This window comes from Roseobacter sp. GAI101, assembly GCF_000156335.1.
In the GTDB taxonomy this organism is placed as follows: Bacteria; Pseudomonadota; Alphaproteobacteria; order Rhodobacterales; family Rhodobacteraceae; genus Sulfitobacter.
In genome coordinates, this window is record NZ_DS999213.1 from 1,209,365 (window position 1) to 1,224,237 (window position 14,873).

Genomic DNA, 14,873 nt, shown 5'->3' on the forward strand with positions numbered 1-14,873 from the left:
TCAATGGCTTACTGCCAGGATTTGATCAGCTCGTCATAGGAAATCGTGACGGGCTCTTCGTCTTCGTTCTCAAGCTTTGGCTTGGGCGAACCGGGCTGCGACAGCCAGTACTCCGGATCCTGCTCTTCGTTCATGACCGGGCCGTATTCGCCCTGAACACCGGCACGCTCCAGACGGATCAAGACTTTTTCCTGATCTGCGCAAAGTGAATCCAGCGCTTCTTGCGGGGTTTTCGCACCGGACATTGCGTCGCCGATGTTCTGCCACCACAGTTGGGCCAGCTTCGGATAGTCAGGCACGTTGGTGCCGGTTGGCGACCACTGAACCCGTGCAGGCGACCGGTAGAATTCGACCAGACCACCCAGTTTCGGCGCACGCTCGGTAAAGCTTTCGTGCTGGATCGTGGATTCACGAATGAATGTCAGACCAACATGGCTTTTCTTCACGTCCACAGTCTTGGAGGTAACGAACTGCGCATAAAGCCACGCGGCTTGTGCACGGTCCACAGGTGTGGATTCCATCAGCGTCCAGGAACCGGCATCCTGATAGCCGATCTTGGTGCCTTCGGTCCAATATGCACCATGTGGCGAAGGGGCCATGCGCCACTTGGGCGTGCCGTCTTCGTTCATCACGGGCAGATCAGGTTCAACGGATGCTGCGGTAAAGGCCGTGTACCAGAACATCTGCTGGGCGACGTTGCCCTGGGCAGGAATTGGCCCCGCTTCGGAGAATGTCATACCGGCTGCGGCTGGCGGGGAATATTTTTCCAGCCATTCGATCGCCTTGGTCACAGCATAAACAGCCGCTGGCCCGTTTGTGGCACCGCCCCGCGCAACACACGACCCGACGGGCTGTGATTTCTCGTTGACGCGGATACCCCATTCGTCGACGGGCAGACCGTTCGGTTCGCCCACGTCACCGGCACCAGCCATGGACAGCCACGCGTCAGTGTAACGCCAACCCAGCGACGGGTCTTTCTTGCCGTAATCCATGTTGCCAAAGACTTCGCCTTCGACACCCAGACGCGACAGGTCGCGGCCGGTGAAGAACTCTGCGATGTCCTCATATGCGGTCCAGTTGACCGGAACACCCAGATCATAGCCGTATTTGGCTTTGAAGTCGGCCTTGTTCTGTTCGTCGTTGAACCAATCGTAGCGGAACCAGTAGAGGTTCGCGAACTGCTGGTCGGGCAGTTGGTAGACCTTGCCATCGGGACCGGTCGTGAAGGACAGGCCGATGAAGTCTTCCAGATCAAGGTTGGGGTTTGTCACGGCCGCGCCTTCGCCCGACATCCAGTCGGTCAGGTTGCGCGCCTGCTGGTACCGCCAGTGCGTGCCAATCAGGTCCGAGTCGTTGATATAGGCGTCATAGATGTTTTCGCCCGACTGCATTTGCGTTTGCAGCTTTTCAACAACATCGCCTTCGCCGATCAGGTCATGCGTGATCTTGATGCCGGTGATGGCTTCAAACGCAGGCGCAAGCACTGTCGACTCGTATTCATGTGTCCCGATCGTTTCGGAAACGACATTGATCTCCATACCGACAAAAGGCTGTGCCGCGTCGATGAAGAATTGCAGTTCGGCTTCTTGCTCGGCGCGGGTCAGCGCCGACAGTTCACCGATCTCGCTGTCCAAGAACGCCTTGGCGGCCTCCATGTCGGCGAATGCGGGTGCTGCAAACATGCAGGCCGCAAGCCCGATGGCCGTGGTCCCTTTTAATCGCAAGTTCATATTGTTCCTCCCTAGATAGAACGTTTCAAGTTGCCCGGTTCTTGCGCGCCGGGCCCTGTTCGCCTTCCCTCAGACCCAGCGAAACACCGCCACGGCATAGAAAAAGCATACGACCAACGCCCCCCACTGGGGCGCGCTGAGCAGTCCAAGCCAAGCCAGATTGATAAAGGCCGAGCCCAGTAGCGTGATGAACAATCTGTCACCCCGCGTCGTTTCGATCCCTAGAACACCATTGCGCGGCACCTCGGGAAATTTGATTGCAAGCACCGTGAACGTGATCAGCGTGACCGCGATCAGTGCGAAAAAGGCGGCGGTCGGCCATGTCCATGCCATCCATTCCATTAGATTTCTCCCTTATACGCGCCCAAGGGCAAAACCCTTGGCGATGTAGTTGCGAACAAAATAGATGACCAAGGCACCAGGCAGGATTGTCAAAACGCCCGCCGCAGCCAGCACGCCCCAGTCGATGCCCGCGGCCCCCACGGTACGGGTCATGGTGGCGGCAATCGGTTTGGCGTCCACACTGGTCAGGGTGCGGCTCAGCAACAGTTCGACCCAGCTGAACATGAACAGGAAGAACGCCGTGACGCCGATGCCTGACGCCACCAGCGGGGTGAAGATGCGGATGAAGAACCGCGGAAAGGAATAGCCGTCGATATAGGCGGTCTCGTCGATTTCCTTGGGCACGCCGCGCATGAACCCTTCGAGGATCCAGACCGCCAAAGGCACGTTGAACAGGCAATGCGCCAGCGCCACCGCGATATGCGTGTCGAACAACCCGACCGAGCTATAGAGCTGGAAGAACGGAAGCGCGAAAACAGCAGGCGGAGCCATCCGGTTGGTCAGCAGCCAGAAGAACAGGTGCTTGTCCCCCAGAAAGGTGTAGCGGCTGAACGCATAGGCCGCGGGCAAAGCCACCAGCAAAGAGATGACGACGTTCATCACGACATAGGCCATCGAGTTCAGATACCCGGTGTACCACGACGCATCGGTCAGTATCGTCACGTAGTTCTCGAGGGTCAGGTCCTGGGGCCACAGGCTGAATCCGTTCAGGATTTCCGTGTTGGTCTTGAGGCTCATGTTGAGCAGCCAGTAGATCGGCAGCAGCAGAAACAGCAGGTACAGCCCCATCACCACGGCACTGCCGTTTATCCGAAAACCGCCCCCGCCGCGCTTTTGTGCAAGATCAGACATCAGTGGCCATCCCTTTTATCAAGGTTCGTCATGACGGTGTAGAAGACATATGAAATCAACAGGATGACGAGATAATACATGATCGAAAACGCTGCCGCAGGTCCCAGATCGAACTGACCAAGCGCCATTTTCACAAGGTCGATCGACAGGAAGGTCGTCGAATTGCCCGGCCCCCCGCCGGTGACCACAAACGGTTCGGTATAGATCATGAAGCTGTCCATGAACCGCAACAGGATCGCGATCATCAAGACCCCCATGATCTTGGGCAATTCGATGAAACGGAAGACTTTCCAGCGGCTGGCCTGATCAATCTTGGCGGCTTGGTAATAGGCATCCGGGATCGACTGCAAACCGGCGTAGGCCAGAAGAGCCACCAAGGATGTCCAGTGCCAGACATCCATCACGACAACGGTGATCCATGCGGCATAGAAATTCTGGGTGTAGTTGTAGTCCACGCCCATTGCATCAAGCGTATAGCCCAGAAGGCCAATGTCCACGCGCCCGAAAATCTGCCAGATCGTGCCCACCACGTTCCACGGGATCAGCAAGGGCAAGGACATCAGGATCAGACAGACCGAAGCCCAGAACCCTTTCTTCGGCATGTTCAGGGCCACGAACACGCCCAGCGGGATCTGTATGAACAGGATAATCGCCGAAAAGGCGATCTGGCGGCCCAACGCATCCCACATCCGCTCGGAGGACATGAGTTCCTTGAACCACTCAAGCCCGGCCCAGAAGAACTGGTTGTTGCCGAACGTATCCTGCACCGAATAATTCACCACCGTCATCAGCGGAATGACCGCCGAGAAGGCAACAAGCACAAGCACGGGAAGAATGAGAAACCATGCCTTTTGATTGACGGTCTTATTCATCACGCATTCCTTTTGATTTTGTCGGATAAGGGATGGTCATCTCAGGCCCCCATCGGCGCGACACGCCAGCTGTCTGAATAGACGTTTACGCCTGCGGTATCGAAAACGATCCGGTTCATGTCGGGCGAGATACCTTCACCTTCTGCGGCAATGACGTTGATCTCTGTGCCGTGGAAATCGGCACGCACGATCTTGTGGCGGCCGACGTCCTCTACGCGCTTGATGGTCACGGGCAGACCCACGTCGCCAGCGGCCAAGGCGGTAAATTCGGGCCTCACGCCGATTTCGACTTTGCCCTTTGGCGTGCCAAAGCCCTTTCCCAGCGAAATCTGCGTCCCCGCCACGACCGCCTGATCGCCGGTCACCTGCGCGTCCAGCACGTTCATGCCGGGCGATCCGATGAAATAGCCGACGAACGTGTGTTCCGGCGTCTCGAAGAGCTGCTGCGGGGTACCGATCTGCACGACGCGGCCATCATACATCACCACCACCTTGTCGGCGAAGGTCAGTGCCTCGGTCTGGTCGTGGGTCACGTAGATCATGGTGTGGCCGAATTCGTGGTGCAGGGATTTCAGCTGCGTGCGCAATTCCCACTTCATATGCGGGTCGATCACCGTCAGCGGTTCATCGAACAGCAGGGCATTCACGTCCTCGCGGACCATCCCGCGCCCCAACGAAATCTTCTGCTTGGCATCGGCGGTCAATCCGCGCGCCTTGCGGTTCAGCATCTCTTCCATACCGATCATCTGTGCGATCTGCTGCACGCGGTCCTTGATATAGGCCGGGTCAGCGCCACGGTTGCGCAGTGGAAAGGCCAGATTGTCGCGGACGGTCATGGTGTCGTAGACCACCGGAAACTGAAAGACCTGCGCAATGTTGCGCTGCGTCGTCGGTTCCATCGTCACGTCGCGGTCATTGAACAGGATGCGGCCCTGGCTGGGGTGCAGCAGGCCGGAGATGATGTTCAAGAGCGTTGACTTGCCACAGCCCGACGACCCGAGCAGGGCATAAGCTTCGCCATCTGCCCAGTCGTGGTTCAGTTCCTTCAACGCATAGTCGTCCTCGCGCGTCGGGTTCGGCAGGTAGGAATGTGCCAGATTATCAAGGGTGATCTTTGCCATGATGTCTCTCCCTCAAGCTGCGGTTGCATAGGATGCAGCGGCAACAGAGGTGCCGTCTTCTGCAAAAATGTAGATATGTCTGGGGTCAAGATAGACGTTCAACGATGTGCCGATCCTGAGGTCCTTGACACCGTGCACAAGGCCAACCCAGTTTTCGCCATGATGGTCCAAATGCACAAAGGTCTCTGACCCGGTGATTTCCGTGACATTCAGTTTGCCGTTGAATTCCAACGCATCGGGCGCGTGTTTTTGCAACTCCAGATGGTTGGGGCGGAAGCCCGCCAGATAGTTACCATCTGCCAGCGGTGCCAATGCGCCAGTGGCCGCAGCAGTCTGACCGTCACCGAAAACCACGCTGTCGCCGGATTTGCGGATCTTGAGAAAATTCATCGGCGGGTCGGAGAAAACGCGGGCCGTTGTCGCATCCACGGGTTGACGGTAAACGACCGGGGTCTGGCCGAACTGGGTTACCCTGCCCTCCCACATCGTGGCGGTGTTGCCCCCCAGCAAAAGCGCCTCTTCCGGTTCGGTGGTTGCATAGACAAAGATCGAACCGGCTTCTTCGAAGATCTTCGGGATCTCGGCGCGCAGTTCCTCGCGCAATTTATAGTCGAGGTTGGCAAGCGGTTCGTCCAGCAACACAAGGCCCGCGTCTTTTACGAGGGCGCGCGCCAGTGCACAGCGTTGCTGCTGGCCACCCGACAGTTCAAGCGGTTTTCGGTCCAGCATACCGGTCAGCTTCATCAGGTCAGCGGCCTTTTTCACCGCCGTATCAATCTGGTCCGCCGTCTGGCCAAGCAGACGCATGGGGCTGGCGATGTTGTCATAAACCGTCATCGACGGGTAGTTGATGAACTGTTGGTACACCATCGCCACACCGCGGTCCTGAACCCGCATGCCGGTGACGTCCTTGCCATTCCAGATCACCTTGCCGCTGTTGGGCACGTCCAGCCCCGCCATCAGGCGCATCAGCGACGTTTTCCCCGATGACGTCGGCCCAAGCAGGACGTTCATCGTACCCGACGACAGTTCCAGATCGGTGGGGTGAATATGTGTCTGGCCGTTCACGACCTTGGACACACCTTCTAGAACAAGCGACATTTCTCTTCTCCCTTCGCAGCTTATACTGCGTTTGGTGCAGATGGCACGGCAGCCGCATCGGCAAGCCATGCGTCCAGCCTATCAATTTCCTGCTTTGTCAGTCTCAGGCCCAGTTTGGACCGGCGCCAGACGATATCCTCGGCACTGCGCGCGAATTCCTTTTCAACCAGCCAACCGGCTTCTCGTTCGGTCAGGTCGGCACCGAAATCCTGCCCAAGATCGGCTTTGGTTTCGGCCTCGCCCAGAACGTCAAACGCTTCGATGCCATAGGCTTTGACAAGCCGCGCGGCCCAGCGTTCGGACAGGAACGGATAGCGCGCCATCAGCCGGTCGTTCAGGGCAGCAACGCCATCGACCGGAAAATTACCCCCCGGCAACGGCACGCCAGCGGTCCAGTCCTGGCCTGTCGTCGGGCAGAATGGCGCGATCTTTTCCAGCGCCGATTCAGCCAGCTTGCGGTAGGTCGTAATCTTGCCACCGAACACATTCAGAATGGGCGCACCTGCTGATTGGTCGACCTTCAAAACATAGTCGCGCGTCGCCGCCGTGGCCGAGCTGGCCCCGTCGTTATACAGCGGCCGCACGCCGGAATACGTCCAGACGACGTCATCGGCGGTTACGGGGTTTTTCAGGTATTTCGATGCGAATTCCAGAAGATAGGATTGTTCTTCCGGGGTGCAGACCGGTTTTGCGTTTGTATCGGCGTGATCGGCGTCCGTTGTCCCGATCAGGGTAAAATCCGTCTCGTAGGGGATCGTAAAGATGATCCGTCCGTCTTCGCCCTGAAAGAAATAGCATTTATCATGATCGTAAAGCTTGCGCGTCACGATGTGGCTGCCCCGGACCAACCGCACGCCTTCGGTCGAATTGATCCGCACGGTGTTGCGAATGACATTCTCGACCCACGGCCCCCCTGCGTTGACGATCATGCGCGCAACGATCACGCGCTGTTCACCGGTGTCTTGCCCCTCGACTGTGACATGCCAAAGGCCATCGACCTGTTCGGCGGACACCACCTTGGTGCGAACATTGATCCGCGCGCCCCGCTCTTGGGCGTCGCGCGCGTTCAGCACCACCAACCGGCTGTCTTCAATCCAGCAGTCCGAATACTCATAGGCCTTCTGAAAACGGTCCTGCAAGGGCGCACCCTCGGGAGAACCGGGCAGGTTCAAGGAGGTCATCCCCTTCAGGATCTTACGGCCCCCGAGATTGTCATAAAGAAACAACCCGAACCGGATCAGCCACGCCGGGCGGCGGCCTTTCATCCAGGGCATCACAACGCTCAGCACCTTTGACGTCGGCGTGTCGCCCTCGAACCGCATGTCCGGATGATAGGGCAGCACAAACCGCATGGGCCAGCTGATGTGCGGCATGGCCCGCAGCAGCGTTTCGCGTTCAATCAACGCCTCGCGGACCAGACGGATTTCCCAGTATTCAAGATACCGCAAACCACCGTGAAAAAGTTTGGTCGATGCCGAAGACGTCCCAGACGCCAGATCGTTCATCTCGGCCAGCTCGACCGTCAGACCACGGCCTACAGCGTCACGCGCGATACCGCATCCGTTGATGCCCCCGCCAATGACGAAAAGGTCGATCACGTCCTGATGCTGCCACTCGGTCAATGACGCCTCCTCGCATCCTTGCTGCGTCCCGGCCTCCCTGCCTGCGACGTCTCGGTACTAAGCACCATGCAAGGTGATCGGTCAATAACGAATGTTCGTATATATTCGCTTTCGGCTATATCCTTGAATTACATTCTCTTTTCGGTTCGCCCACAGGTGCGTTTGGGCAAATACTTGCAAAACGCGCGATTCGACCCCTTGACGGGAGGACCAAGTCGTTGATTGTTCGGTAACCGAATACAGCCCGTGAAACATCGTCTTGCGGTCCCCGCAGCTTCCAAAGGAGAAGGCTTTGGTCTCGAACTTCAGACAACAAGAGATACTGGAACTTGCCCGCAAAGAGGGCAAAGTCACCGTTGACGGCCTGGCCGAACGCTATGACGTGACGGTCCAGACCATCAGGCGCGATCTGTCTGAACTGGCTGAAACCGGACGGCTTGCGCGGGTGCATGGCGGTGCGGTCATTCCATCAGGTGTCGTGAATATCGTCTATGACGAACGGCGACGCCTGAACGAAGACGGCAAGAAGGCGATTGCCGTGGCCTGTGCGGCATCCATCCCCGACGGGGCATCGGTATTCATGAACATCGGCACCAGCACCGAAGCCGTCGCGCGCGAGCTTCTGGACCATGAAAACCTGTTGGTCGTGACAAACAATCTGAACATCGCAAATATCCTGGCGGCCAATCACAGCTGCGAGATCATCCTGACCGGCGGTGTCCTGCGCCGTGCGGACGGGGGCCTTGTCGGCGGGTTGACCGCCGAGATGGTGAAACAGTTCAAGTTCGATTTCTCGGTGCTGGGGTGCTCTGCCATTGACGAAGACGGTGACCTTCTGGATTTTGACGGTCAGGAAGTTCTGGTAAGCCGAAGTGCGATCCAGCGGTCCCGCAAAGTGATGGTGGTCGCCGACCACCACAAATTCGACCGCAAGGCCCCCCTCACGATTTGTTCGCTCAGCGATGTAAGCCGGCTTTTCACCGACGGAAAGCTGCCCAAGAAGCTGATCGAAGACTGCAAACGCTGGGGCACCGAGGTCGTGAATGTCTAGGGCCGGACGCGTGCCCGCCCCATGAAGGATCACAGCAACACCGGCTGGATTTTCGTGCTTCCCGCAGCCTTGCTCTTGGGGCTTGTCGGGGTGATCCCGCTGGTCACTGTCATAAATTACTCATTCTTCGAGATCTTCATTCTGGACCAGCGGTTCTGGGTTGGCACGGAATGGTACGGCGACATCATACGATCGGGCCGTTTCTGGTCCAGCTTCGGGCGCAGCGCGCTTTTTTCGGCGCTGGTGCTGTGCATCCAGATCCCCTTGGGCATCGCCATCGCGCTGTGCATCCCCAGAAACCAATTCTGGGTGGGATTGGCGCTGGCGGGCATTGCGTTGCCGCTGCTGGTCCCGTGGAACATGATCCCGTCCCTTTGGCTAAGCCTTCTGAACCCCGGCACCGGCATCCTGGGGCGCATCATGGCGGACTATGGCTGGACGACCGACTGGAAGCTTTCGGCTGTCCAGACATGGGCGGTTCTGTTGGCAATGGACACCTGGCACTGGACCAGCCTTGTCGTGATCCTGTGCTATTCCGCCCTGACCACGATCCCTTCCGCCTATTATCAGGCCGCCAACATCGACGGTGCCGGCCCCTGGCAAGTGTTCCGCCACATCCAGCTGCCCAAGTTACAGCATGTCCTGCTGATGGCCGTCTTGTTACGGTTCATGGATTCCTTCATGATTTACACCGAAGCGTTTCCGATCAACGCCGGGGGCCCTGACGGTGCGACGATGTTCCTTGCCGTCGATCTGGGAGAAGACATCAAAGCCTTCAACTACGGCCCCTCCGCCGCTCGCTCCGTGCTGTATTTCCTGATCGTTTTGACGGTGGCCTGGGTATTTATGAAACGCCAGAACCAGATTGACGCGCCCGAAACGCGCGAAGGCCATTGAGGATGGTTCGGCGTGCGCTCCCCTTCATAAAGACGACCATTCTGCTGGCTTTCATCGTCTTTGCCTGCCTGCCGCTTGTCCAAATGACCATCATCAGTTTTGTCGCCACCCTGCCCCGCCCGGACACCGCCGTGGGTAGCCTGACGTTGGGAAATTACGCCAATATCCTGAACGACCCCAACCTGCGGTCCGCCTTTGGCAATTCGGTCGCCTATGTGCTGATCAACATCTGCATTACTATTCCGGTCGCCATCCCTGCCGCCTATGCCTTTTCACGGATGTCGTTTCTGGGGGACAAACACCTGTTCTTCGCGTTCATTGCCTTTCGGATCACGCCACCAGTGGTGCTGACATTGCCTGTGTTCCAGCTTTTTTCCGCGCTCGGCATCTCAAATTCCGTGTTCGGCATCGCCTTGGCGCATTGCCTTTTCAATCTACCGATCTCGATCTGGATCTTGCAGAGTTTCATTTCTGCAATCCCAAAGGAACTGGATGAAACCGCATTTTTGGACGGCTATTCGAAACCGCGTTTCATCTGGACCTTCCTGTTGCCGCAAATCGCCCCGGGCATCGCGGTCACCGCGTTCTTTTGCTTCATGTTCTCTTGGGTCGAAGTGGTCTTCGCACGTATCCTGACAACCACCAACGGCAAGCCGATCAGCATGGCGATCAACGCCCTGTTCGGGTTCCAGACCGACATCGGCTTGGTCATGGCGGTGACATTGGCATCCATGATCCCGGGTGCCGTGCTGGTCTTTTCGATGCGCCATCACCTGTCCCGAGGCTTCAAACTGGGCAGAATTTAGCGGTTCACGCGGGGCCTCGCCCGGCGTTTCAGCAATATCGCGCGGAATTTCTGCCGAGCGGATCATTTCCGTGTCCCTTCGGATCATTTGGCGGCTAGTATCCAAGGGGCCGCCCCCCGTACCGCATGGAGACCCTTGATGACGCAATCCCCGGACACCGCAGAAAACACTGTGCGCCACCCGCTTGATCCGATTACGGCCCACGAAATCCAGACCCTGAAAGCTGTCCTTGCCGAGGCTGGACATGGTGGCCCACAGATGCGCTATGCCTATGTCATGCTGCGCGAACCGGACCATGGCGTGCTTGACTAATTCCGGATCGGGGATGCGGTTCCGCGGGAACTGGGCGTTCTGGTAACCGATTTGCAGGCCAACACAGCCCGCGAAATGGTTGTCGACATCCCCGCATGCACCATCCTGCGTGATCGCCCCCTGGATCCCGCAACCGATGGCTGGGGCCCGATACTGGACGAAGACTACCTTGCCGCCGGCGACATCGCCAAGGCTGATCCCGCCTATGTCGCCGCGATGGCCAAACGTGGCATCACCAATCTGGACGAGGTGTGCTGTGCGCCCCTGTCAGCGGGGGTTTTCGGCCATGCGGAAGAGATCGGAAAACGTATGATCCGCGTGCTAAGCTTTCATGCCAAGGAAAAGACCCACAGCATGTTCGCCCATCCGATCGACGGGATCGTGGCGCATGTAAACCTGACCGAGCGCAAGGTGATGCGGCTTAGCGACACGGGTTATCTGCATGTGCCCCAGGATTCAGGCGACTATCTGGACCCTGAAGTGACCGGACCGATGCGCGACACGATGAAACCGTTGACGATCACCCAGCCCGACGGGGCCAGCTTTGAAATCAAAGACAATGTCCTGACCTGGCAGAACTGGCACATCCGCGTCGGTTTCAATGGGCGCGAGGGGTTGACCCTGCATGACATCAGCTTTGACGACCAAGGCACGCGCCGCAAGATCCTGAACCGGGCGTCGGTGTCGGAAATGGTCGTTCCCTACGGCGAACCGTCGCCGAACCACAACTGGCAGAATTACTTTGACGCGGGAGAATACACGTTCGGGCGTCTGGCAAAATCGCTGGTTCTGGGCTGTGACTGTCTGGGCAAGATACACTATGTCGACGCCACCGTGGTCGACGATTTCTGTGAACCCGTCCCGATCAGAAACGCGATCTGCATCCACGAAGAAGACTTTGGCACGCTGTGGAAACACACCGATTTCTTCACGGGCCAAGGCACCGTGCGCCGCCAGCGCCGTCAGGTGGTGTCGTTTTTCGTGACCGTCGGCCCGAAGGCCCGTATGAATTCGCCACCGAAATGGCACCGGGTCTGGGCGCTCCGATCCACCAACACATGTTCTCGGCGCGGCTGGACGTGGCGATCGACGGCCAGCGCAATCATGTGGACGAGATCGAGGTCAAGCGCCTGCCAATGAGCGATACGAACCCGGTCGGCAACGCCTTTACCCGCACCATCACCCGTCTGACGTCCGAAACCGACGCACAACGCGACGCCGCCAATGACAAGGGGCGCGTCTGGCGCATCGGCTCGAACGAACGCAAGAACCGTTTCGGTGACGCCACCGGCTTTGTGCTGATCCCCGAAGGTCAGCCACTCTTGCTGGCCGCTGATGCCGCATCGATCCGCAAGCGGGCCGGTTTCGCCACGCATAGTCTTTGGGTGACGCAGTTTGATCGCGACGAACTTTGGGCTGCTGGCTATACTCCGAACCAACATCCAGGCGGCGCGGGTCTGCCCAGCTATGCTGCGGGCAACCGGTCTGTCGATGATGAGGACATTGTCGTCTGGCACACTTTCGGTCTGACCCATTTTCCGCGGAGTGAAGACTGGCCGATCATGCCGGTGGACTATGCCGGCTTCAAGCTGCGGCCCGAAAACTTCTTTGACCGCAACCCCACGCTGGACGTTCCCGAAGACCCCAATGGCGCGCGCAAAGACGGTGGCTCATCCTGCTGTCATGGGGCCGACTGATCGCATGAGAAAGTTTGACCACCTCACGAAACCCTAACACCGTAAAATACAATGGCTGGATGTCATCGCCCTTGGCCGCAGCGATGATCCTGGCACGGAACAGTGTTGTCTGAAGTATCAAGGGATCGGCCAAGTTTTCGGCAGTCTTACCATCCTGCGGGCGCTTACCTTGGGTGGGTAAACGGGGAACAGTTCAGTTCAATATACACAGTTTTCTAAAGCCATTCAGAGCACATCTCAGGCCACCTGCGGCCTCAACGTCCAGCGCGGACGAATGCGCCAACTATGGGGGTTCGCAGGTCACTCCGATCCTCGCGGTTGAATACTTTCAATCACACCAGCAAGCCTCTTGGACTGCTTTTAAGAAGGTCTTTAGGACCGATTGAAGCGCCGAAATCCCACCCGCTTCGGAGATCACGCAACCTTGCTTTCCCGGGTTTCAGGCTCGGACGTCTGGAAACGGTGGGTCAATTCCCGCAGCGCAGTCGCGCTTTTGGCGAGGCTGATACATGCAGCATTCGTCTCTTCGAACTTTGCGGCATTAAGTTGGGTCGCCGCGCCCAAGTCCGAAATTGAGGAGTTAAGGGTTGAAATCTCCACGCTCTGTGTCTGACTGCTTTGCGCAATTACATCCATTTTCGAAGTAGTCCCCAGGACGGCGGTGACAACTTCCTTGAGGGCGATCACCGTATCGGCGATCTTTTTGGACCCTTTGGCGACTTGTGCTTCAGAACGGTTGATCAATGCGCGGATGTCCGTGGCACTTTCAGATGATCTTTGTGCGAGGGCGCGGACTTCGGATGCAATAACGGCGAAACCGCGCCCGGATTCGCCTGCCCGAGCAGCCTCAACCCCAGCATTGAGCGCAAGCAAGTTTGTCTGGAACGAAATGGAGTCGATGACTTCAATGATCTTGCCAATCTCCTGACTTCCATTTTGAATGGCCTCCATCGCGACGGACGCATCCGAGACGACATCACCGCTTTTCGATGCGCTGGATTGAGCATGTTGCGAGGACGTGTTCACTTCGGCAACCGTTCTGACGTTGTCGTTGACCGTCTTAGTCAAATCTTTCAGCGCGTTCGAAATATTGGTGAGCGTCATCGCCTGCTCTTCGGTTTGCTTGGCCAGATGATCAGTCGATGTGGAGATCTCATGAATTTCAAAATCCATCTGCGTCGATCTGTTCGCGACTTCGGAAACCATATCCTCAAGCGACTGAACCGCCGTGTTGAAACCCTCTTTCAATTCATTGTACTGGGGTGGGAATTCCTTGACAATTCTGGTGGTTAGATCACCGGCTTCAAGCTGCGCCAAGCCCATGCGAAGGGCTTCGACGATGCCCGCTTGTTCCTGAGTTCTTGCCAGATCTCTTTCCATCTCGACTTGCTGGTTTTTCTGTCTTTCTGTCTCCAGACCCACCCGGTTTGCCTCTGTTTCGTTCAAACGTGCCAGTGATGCTTCTGCCTTTTCTTTCGCGGAATGTGCATCTTCCTTGGCACGCTCCGACTCCGTTTGCGAAACCTGCGCATCCTGTCGGGCGGCGTCAGAAAGTCTCAGGCTTTGCTCCAACGCATCCGCCTTAACCTCCATCTCTTTGTTCAGACGCTGAAGTTCGAGAACCGCAATCACCAAGGCAGCAGTCTCGAATACAACGATCACGGCGTGTACTGCAGTACGCCCGATATTCTCTGCAAAACCACCGGAGGGGTAGACCAGCGACGGCATGAACACCGTCAGCGACGCATGGTGCACGGCGATGACAACGGCACCGACAAGCAAGGCCGGAACGCTGCGCAGCGCGACAAGACAAGCCAGCAAGGCGAAGAAAAACATGTGGCTGTCAATCTGCCACGGGTGTCCTTGAAAGGCGTTTGTAAACGCGATGGCTTGGCCAATCAAAGCAATGGCAGCACCAATCGAAAGCAGGTTCGACTGGCTGCGCCCCATCATGAAACCGAAGGCAAGAAAAACTGTTGAGACGACGGCGGTCGAAATCATCGCCGTTCCAACAAGGGCAGCGATCAGTGTGACGCAGGGGAACATTAACGCCGAGGTCCAGAATATCATTCGAACGGGTGACGAGGTAATGTTTGAAAACAGCATTTTTTGTTCCATCACTAGCTAACCGACTCTTTGATTTTAATCCCGCAGAGCAAGGCCAATGCACTTGCGGGCATGATTAGATAACCGGATTTTTGTAAATCCGCATGTCCGGTTGGCACTGCGGTGATCAACCGGGCGAAAGTGGCACGCAGCGGCCCGATTTCCTTGGCCCCGACACGCGCAAGATCGCGTGTCAGACCAGCTGATGCGCGGGGTTCGAGAACCAGATATATGTCGGCACCGTCCGGACGGCCCGATTGCGCCATGGCGAATGTCACGGGACCGATGGTCATGGCAAGAAGGAGAGCCGCACAGAGCCAGAGACTGGTTTTAATCATGGCTTGACCTAAGCGATCTTGAGTTA

The 14,873-nt window shown here is 57.4% G+C and carries 15 protein-coding genes; 6 read left to right on the plus strand and 9 right to left on the minus strand.

Going from position 1 to position 14,873, the window contains the following annotated elements:
- Window positions 1–8: 8 nt before the first annotated feature.
- The 7 genes from RGAI101_RS05700 to glpD form a co-directional block, all read right to left on the minus strand.
- Window positions 9–1,730 (minus strand): ABC transporter substrate-binding protein, encoded by a 1,722-nt coding sequence (locus RGAI101_RS05700; RefSeq protein ID WP_008228046.1) that lies wholly within the window; start codon window positions 1,728–1,730, stop codon window positions 9–11.
- Window positions 1,731–1,799: 69 nt separating this feature from the next.
- Window positions 1,800–2,072 carry a DUF2160 domain-containing protein gene (locus RGAI101_RS05705; protein ID WP_008225962.1) on the minus strand — a complete coding sequence of 91 codons (273 nt, stop codon included), beginning with the start codon at window positions 2,070–2,072 and terminating at the stop codon, window positions 1,800–1,802.
- Between the two features lie 12 nt (window positions 2,073–2,084).
- Window positions 2,085–2,924 (minus strand): carbohydrate ABC transporter permease, encoded by an 840-nt coding sequence (locus RGAI101_RS05710; protein WP_008229297.1) that lies wholly within the window; start codon window positions 2,922–2,924, stop codon window positions 2,085–2,087.
- Window positions 2,924–3,796, minus strand: a complete 873-nt coding sequence (locus tag RGAI101_RS05715) for a carbohydrate ABC transporter permease (RefSeq protein ID WP_008225346.1) — start codon at window positions 3,794–3,796, stop codon at window positions 2,924–2,926. Before RGAI101_RS05715 ends, RGAI101_RS05710 begins: the two co-directional genes overlap by 1 nt.
- Window positions 3,797–3,837: 41 nt before the next feature.
- Window positions 3,838–4,917, minus strand: a complete 1,080-nt coding sequence (locus RGAI101_RS05720) for an ABC transporter ATP-binding protein (protein ID WP_008225738.1) — start codon at window positions 4,915–4,917, stop codon at window positions 3,838–3,840.
- A 12-nt stretch (window positions 4,918–4,929) separates the two neighbouring features.
- Window positions 4,930–6,018 (minus strand): ABC transporter ATP-binding protein, encoded by a 1,089-nt coding sequence (locus RGAI101_RS05725; RefSeq protein WP_008229059.1) that lies wholly within the window; start codon window positions 6,016–6,018, stop codon window positions 4,930–4,932.
- Between the two features lie 20 nt (window positions 6,019–6,038).
- Window positions 6,039–7,640 carry a glycerol-3-phosphate dehydrogenase gene (gene glpD, locus RGAI101_RS05730; protein WP_008227718.1) on the minus strand — a complete coding sequence of 534 codons (1,602 nt, stop codon included), beginning with the start codon at window positions 7,638–7,640 and terminating at the stop codon, window positions 6,039–6,041.
- Window positions 7,641–7,932: 292 nt separating this feature from the next.
- On the opposite strand from glpD, the gene RGAI101_RS05735 reads away from it, so the two are divergent.
- The 6 genes from RGAI101_RS05735 (at window position 7,933) to RGAI101_RS22115 (ending at window position 12,403) form a co-directional block, all read left to right on the plus strand.
- A complete protein-coding gene (locus RGAI101_RS05735) occupies window positions 7,933–8,691 on the plus strand; it encodes a DeoR/GlpR family DNA-binding transcription regulator (RefSeq protein WP_008227072.1) in 759 nt (252 codons plus the stop codon).
- A 21-nt stretch (window positions 8,692–8,712) separates the two neighbouring features.
- Window positions 8,713–9,588, plus strand: coding sequence for a carbohydrate ABC transporter permease (locus tag RGAI101_RS05740; protein ID WP_008228647.1), 876 nt, complete (start codon window positions 8,713–8,715; stop codon window positions 9,586–9,588).
- A 2-nt stretch (window positions 9,589–9,590) separates the two neighbouring features.
- Window positions 9,591–10,394, plus strand: coding sequence for a carbohydrate ABC transporter permease (locus RGAI101_RS05745; RefSeq protein WP_008227328.1), 804 nt, complete (start codon window positions 9,591–9,593; stop codon window positions 10,392–10,394).
- A gap of 138 nt (window positions 10,395–10,532) precedes the next feature.
- Window positions 10,533–10,706, plus strand: a complete 174-nt coding sequence (locus tag RGAI101_RS22105; RefSeq protein ID WP_008227656.1) for a hypothetical protein — start codon at window positions 10,533–10,535, stop codon at window positions 10,704–10,706.
- A 51-nt stretch (window positions 10,707–10,757) separates the two neighbouring features.
- The gene (locus RGAI101_RS22110) at window positions 10,758–11,846 is read left to right on the plus strand and encodes a copper amine oxidase (RefSeq protein ID WP_008225900.1); all 1,089 of its coding nucleotides are present in this window, start codon (window positions 10,758–10,760) and stop codon (window positions 11,844–11,846) included.
- The gene (locus tag RGAI101_RS22115) at window positions 11,765–12,403 is read left to right on the plus strand and encodes a copper amine oxidase (protein ID WP_254655244.1); all 639 of its coding nucleotides are present in this window, start codon (window positions 11,765–11,767) and stop codon (window positions 12,401–12,403) included. The genes RGAI101_RS22110 and RGAI101_RS22115 overlap by 82 nt, the downstream gene beginning before the upstream one ends.
- 414 nt (window positions 12,404–12,817) lie before the next feature.
- On the opposite strand, the gene RGAI101_RS05755 is transcribed toward RGAI101_RS22115, so the two are convergent.
- The gene (locus tag RGAI101_RS05755) at window positions 12,818–14,521 is read right to left on the minus strand and encodes a methyl-accepting chemotaxis protein (RefSeq protein WP_037227497.1); all 1,704 of its coding nucleotides are present in this window, start codon (window positions 14,519–14,521) and stop codon (window positions 12,818–12,820) included.
- A gap of 2 nt (window positions 14,522–14,523) precedes the next feature.
- Window positions 14,524–14,847 (minus strand): hypothetical protein, encoded by a 324-nt coding sequence (locus RGAI101_RS05760; RefSeq protein ID WP_157044639.1) that lies wholly within the window; start codon window positions 14,845–14,847, stop codon window positions 14,524–14,526.
- Between the last annotated feature and the right edge of the window lie 26 nt (window positions 14,848–14,873).

What these genes read in the sequence shown, in the direction of transcription:
- RGAI101_RS05700 (WP_008228046.1), bottom strand. Translation starts at nt 1,730, where the DNA reads ATGAACTTGCGATTAAAAGGGACCACGGCCATCGGGCTTGCGGCCTGC.
- RGAI101_RS05705 (WP_008225962.1), bottom strand. Translation starts at nt 2,072, where the DNA reads ATGGAATGGATGGCATGGACATGGCCGACCGCCGCCTTTTTCGCACTG.
- RGAI101_RS05710 (WP_008229297.1), bottom strand. Translation starts at nt 2,924, where the DNA reads ATGTCTGATCTTGCACAAAAGCGCGGCGGGGGCGGTTTTCGGATAAAC.
- RGAI101_RS05715 (WP_008225346.1), bottom strand. Translation starts at nt 3,796, where the DNA reads ATGAATAAGACCGTCAATCAAAAGGCATGGTTTCTCATTCTTCCCGTG.
- RGAI101_RS05720 (WP_008225738.1), bottom strand. Translation starts at nt 4,917, where the DNA reads ATGGCAAAGATCACCCTTGATAATCTGGCACATTCCTACCTGCCGAAC.
- RGAI101_RS05725 (WP_008229059.1), bottom strand. Translation starts at nt 6,018, where the DNA reads ATGTCGCTTGTTCTAGAAGGTGTGTCCAAGGTCGTGAACGGCCAGACA.
- RGAI101_RS05740 (WP_008228647.1), top strand. Translation starts at nt 8,713, where the DNA reads ATGAAGGATCACAGCAACACCGGCTGGATTTTCGTGCTTCCCGCAGCC.
- RGAI101_RS05745 (WP_008227328.1), top strand. Translation starts at nt 9,591, where the DNA reads ATGGTTCGGCGTGCGCTCCCCTTCATAAAGACGACCATTCTGCTGGCT.
- RGAI101_RS22105 (WP_008227656.1), top strand. Translation starts at nt 10,533, where the DNA reads ATGACGCAATCCCCGGACACCGCAGAAAACACTGTGCGCCACCCGCTT.
- RGAI101_RS22115 (WP_254655244.1), top strand. Translation starts at nt 11,765, where the DNA reads ATGTTCTCGGCGCGGCTGGACGTGGCGATCGACGGCCAGCGCAATCAT.
- RGAI101_RS05755 (WP_037227497.1), bottom strand. Translation starts at nt 14,521, where the DNA reads ATGGAACAAAAAATGCTGTTTTCAAACATTACCTCGTCACCCGTTCGA.
- RGAI101_RS05760 (WP_157044639.1), bottom strand. Translation starts at nt 14,847, where the DNA reads ATGATTAAAACCAGTCTCTGGCTCTGTGCGGCTCTCCTTCTTGCCATG.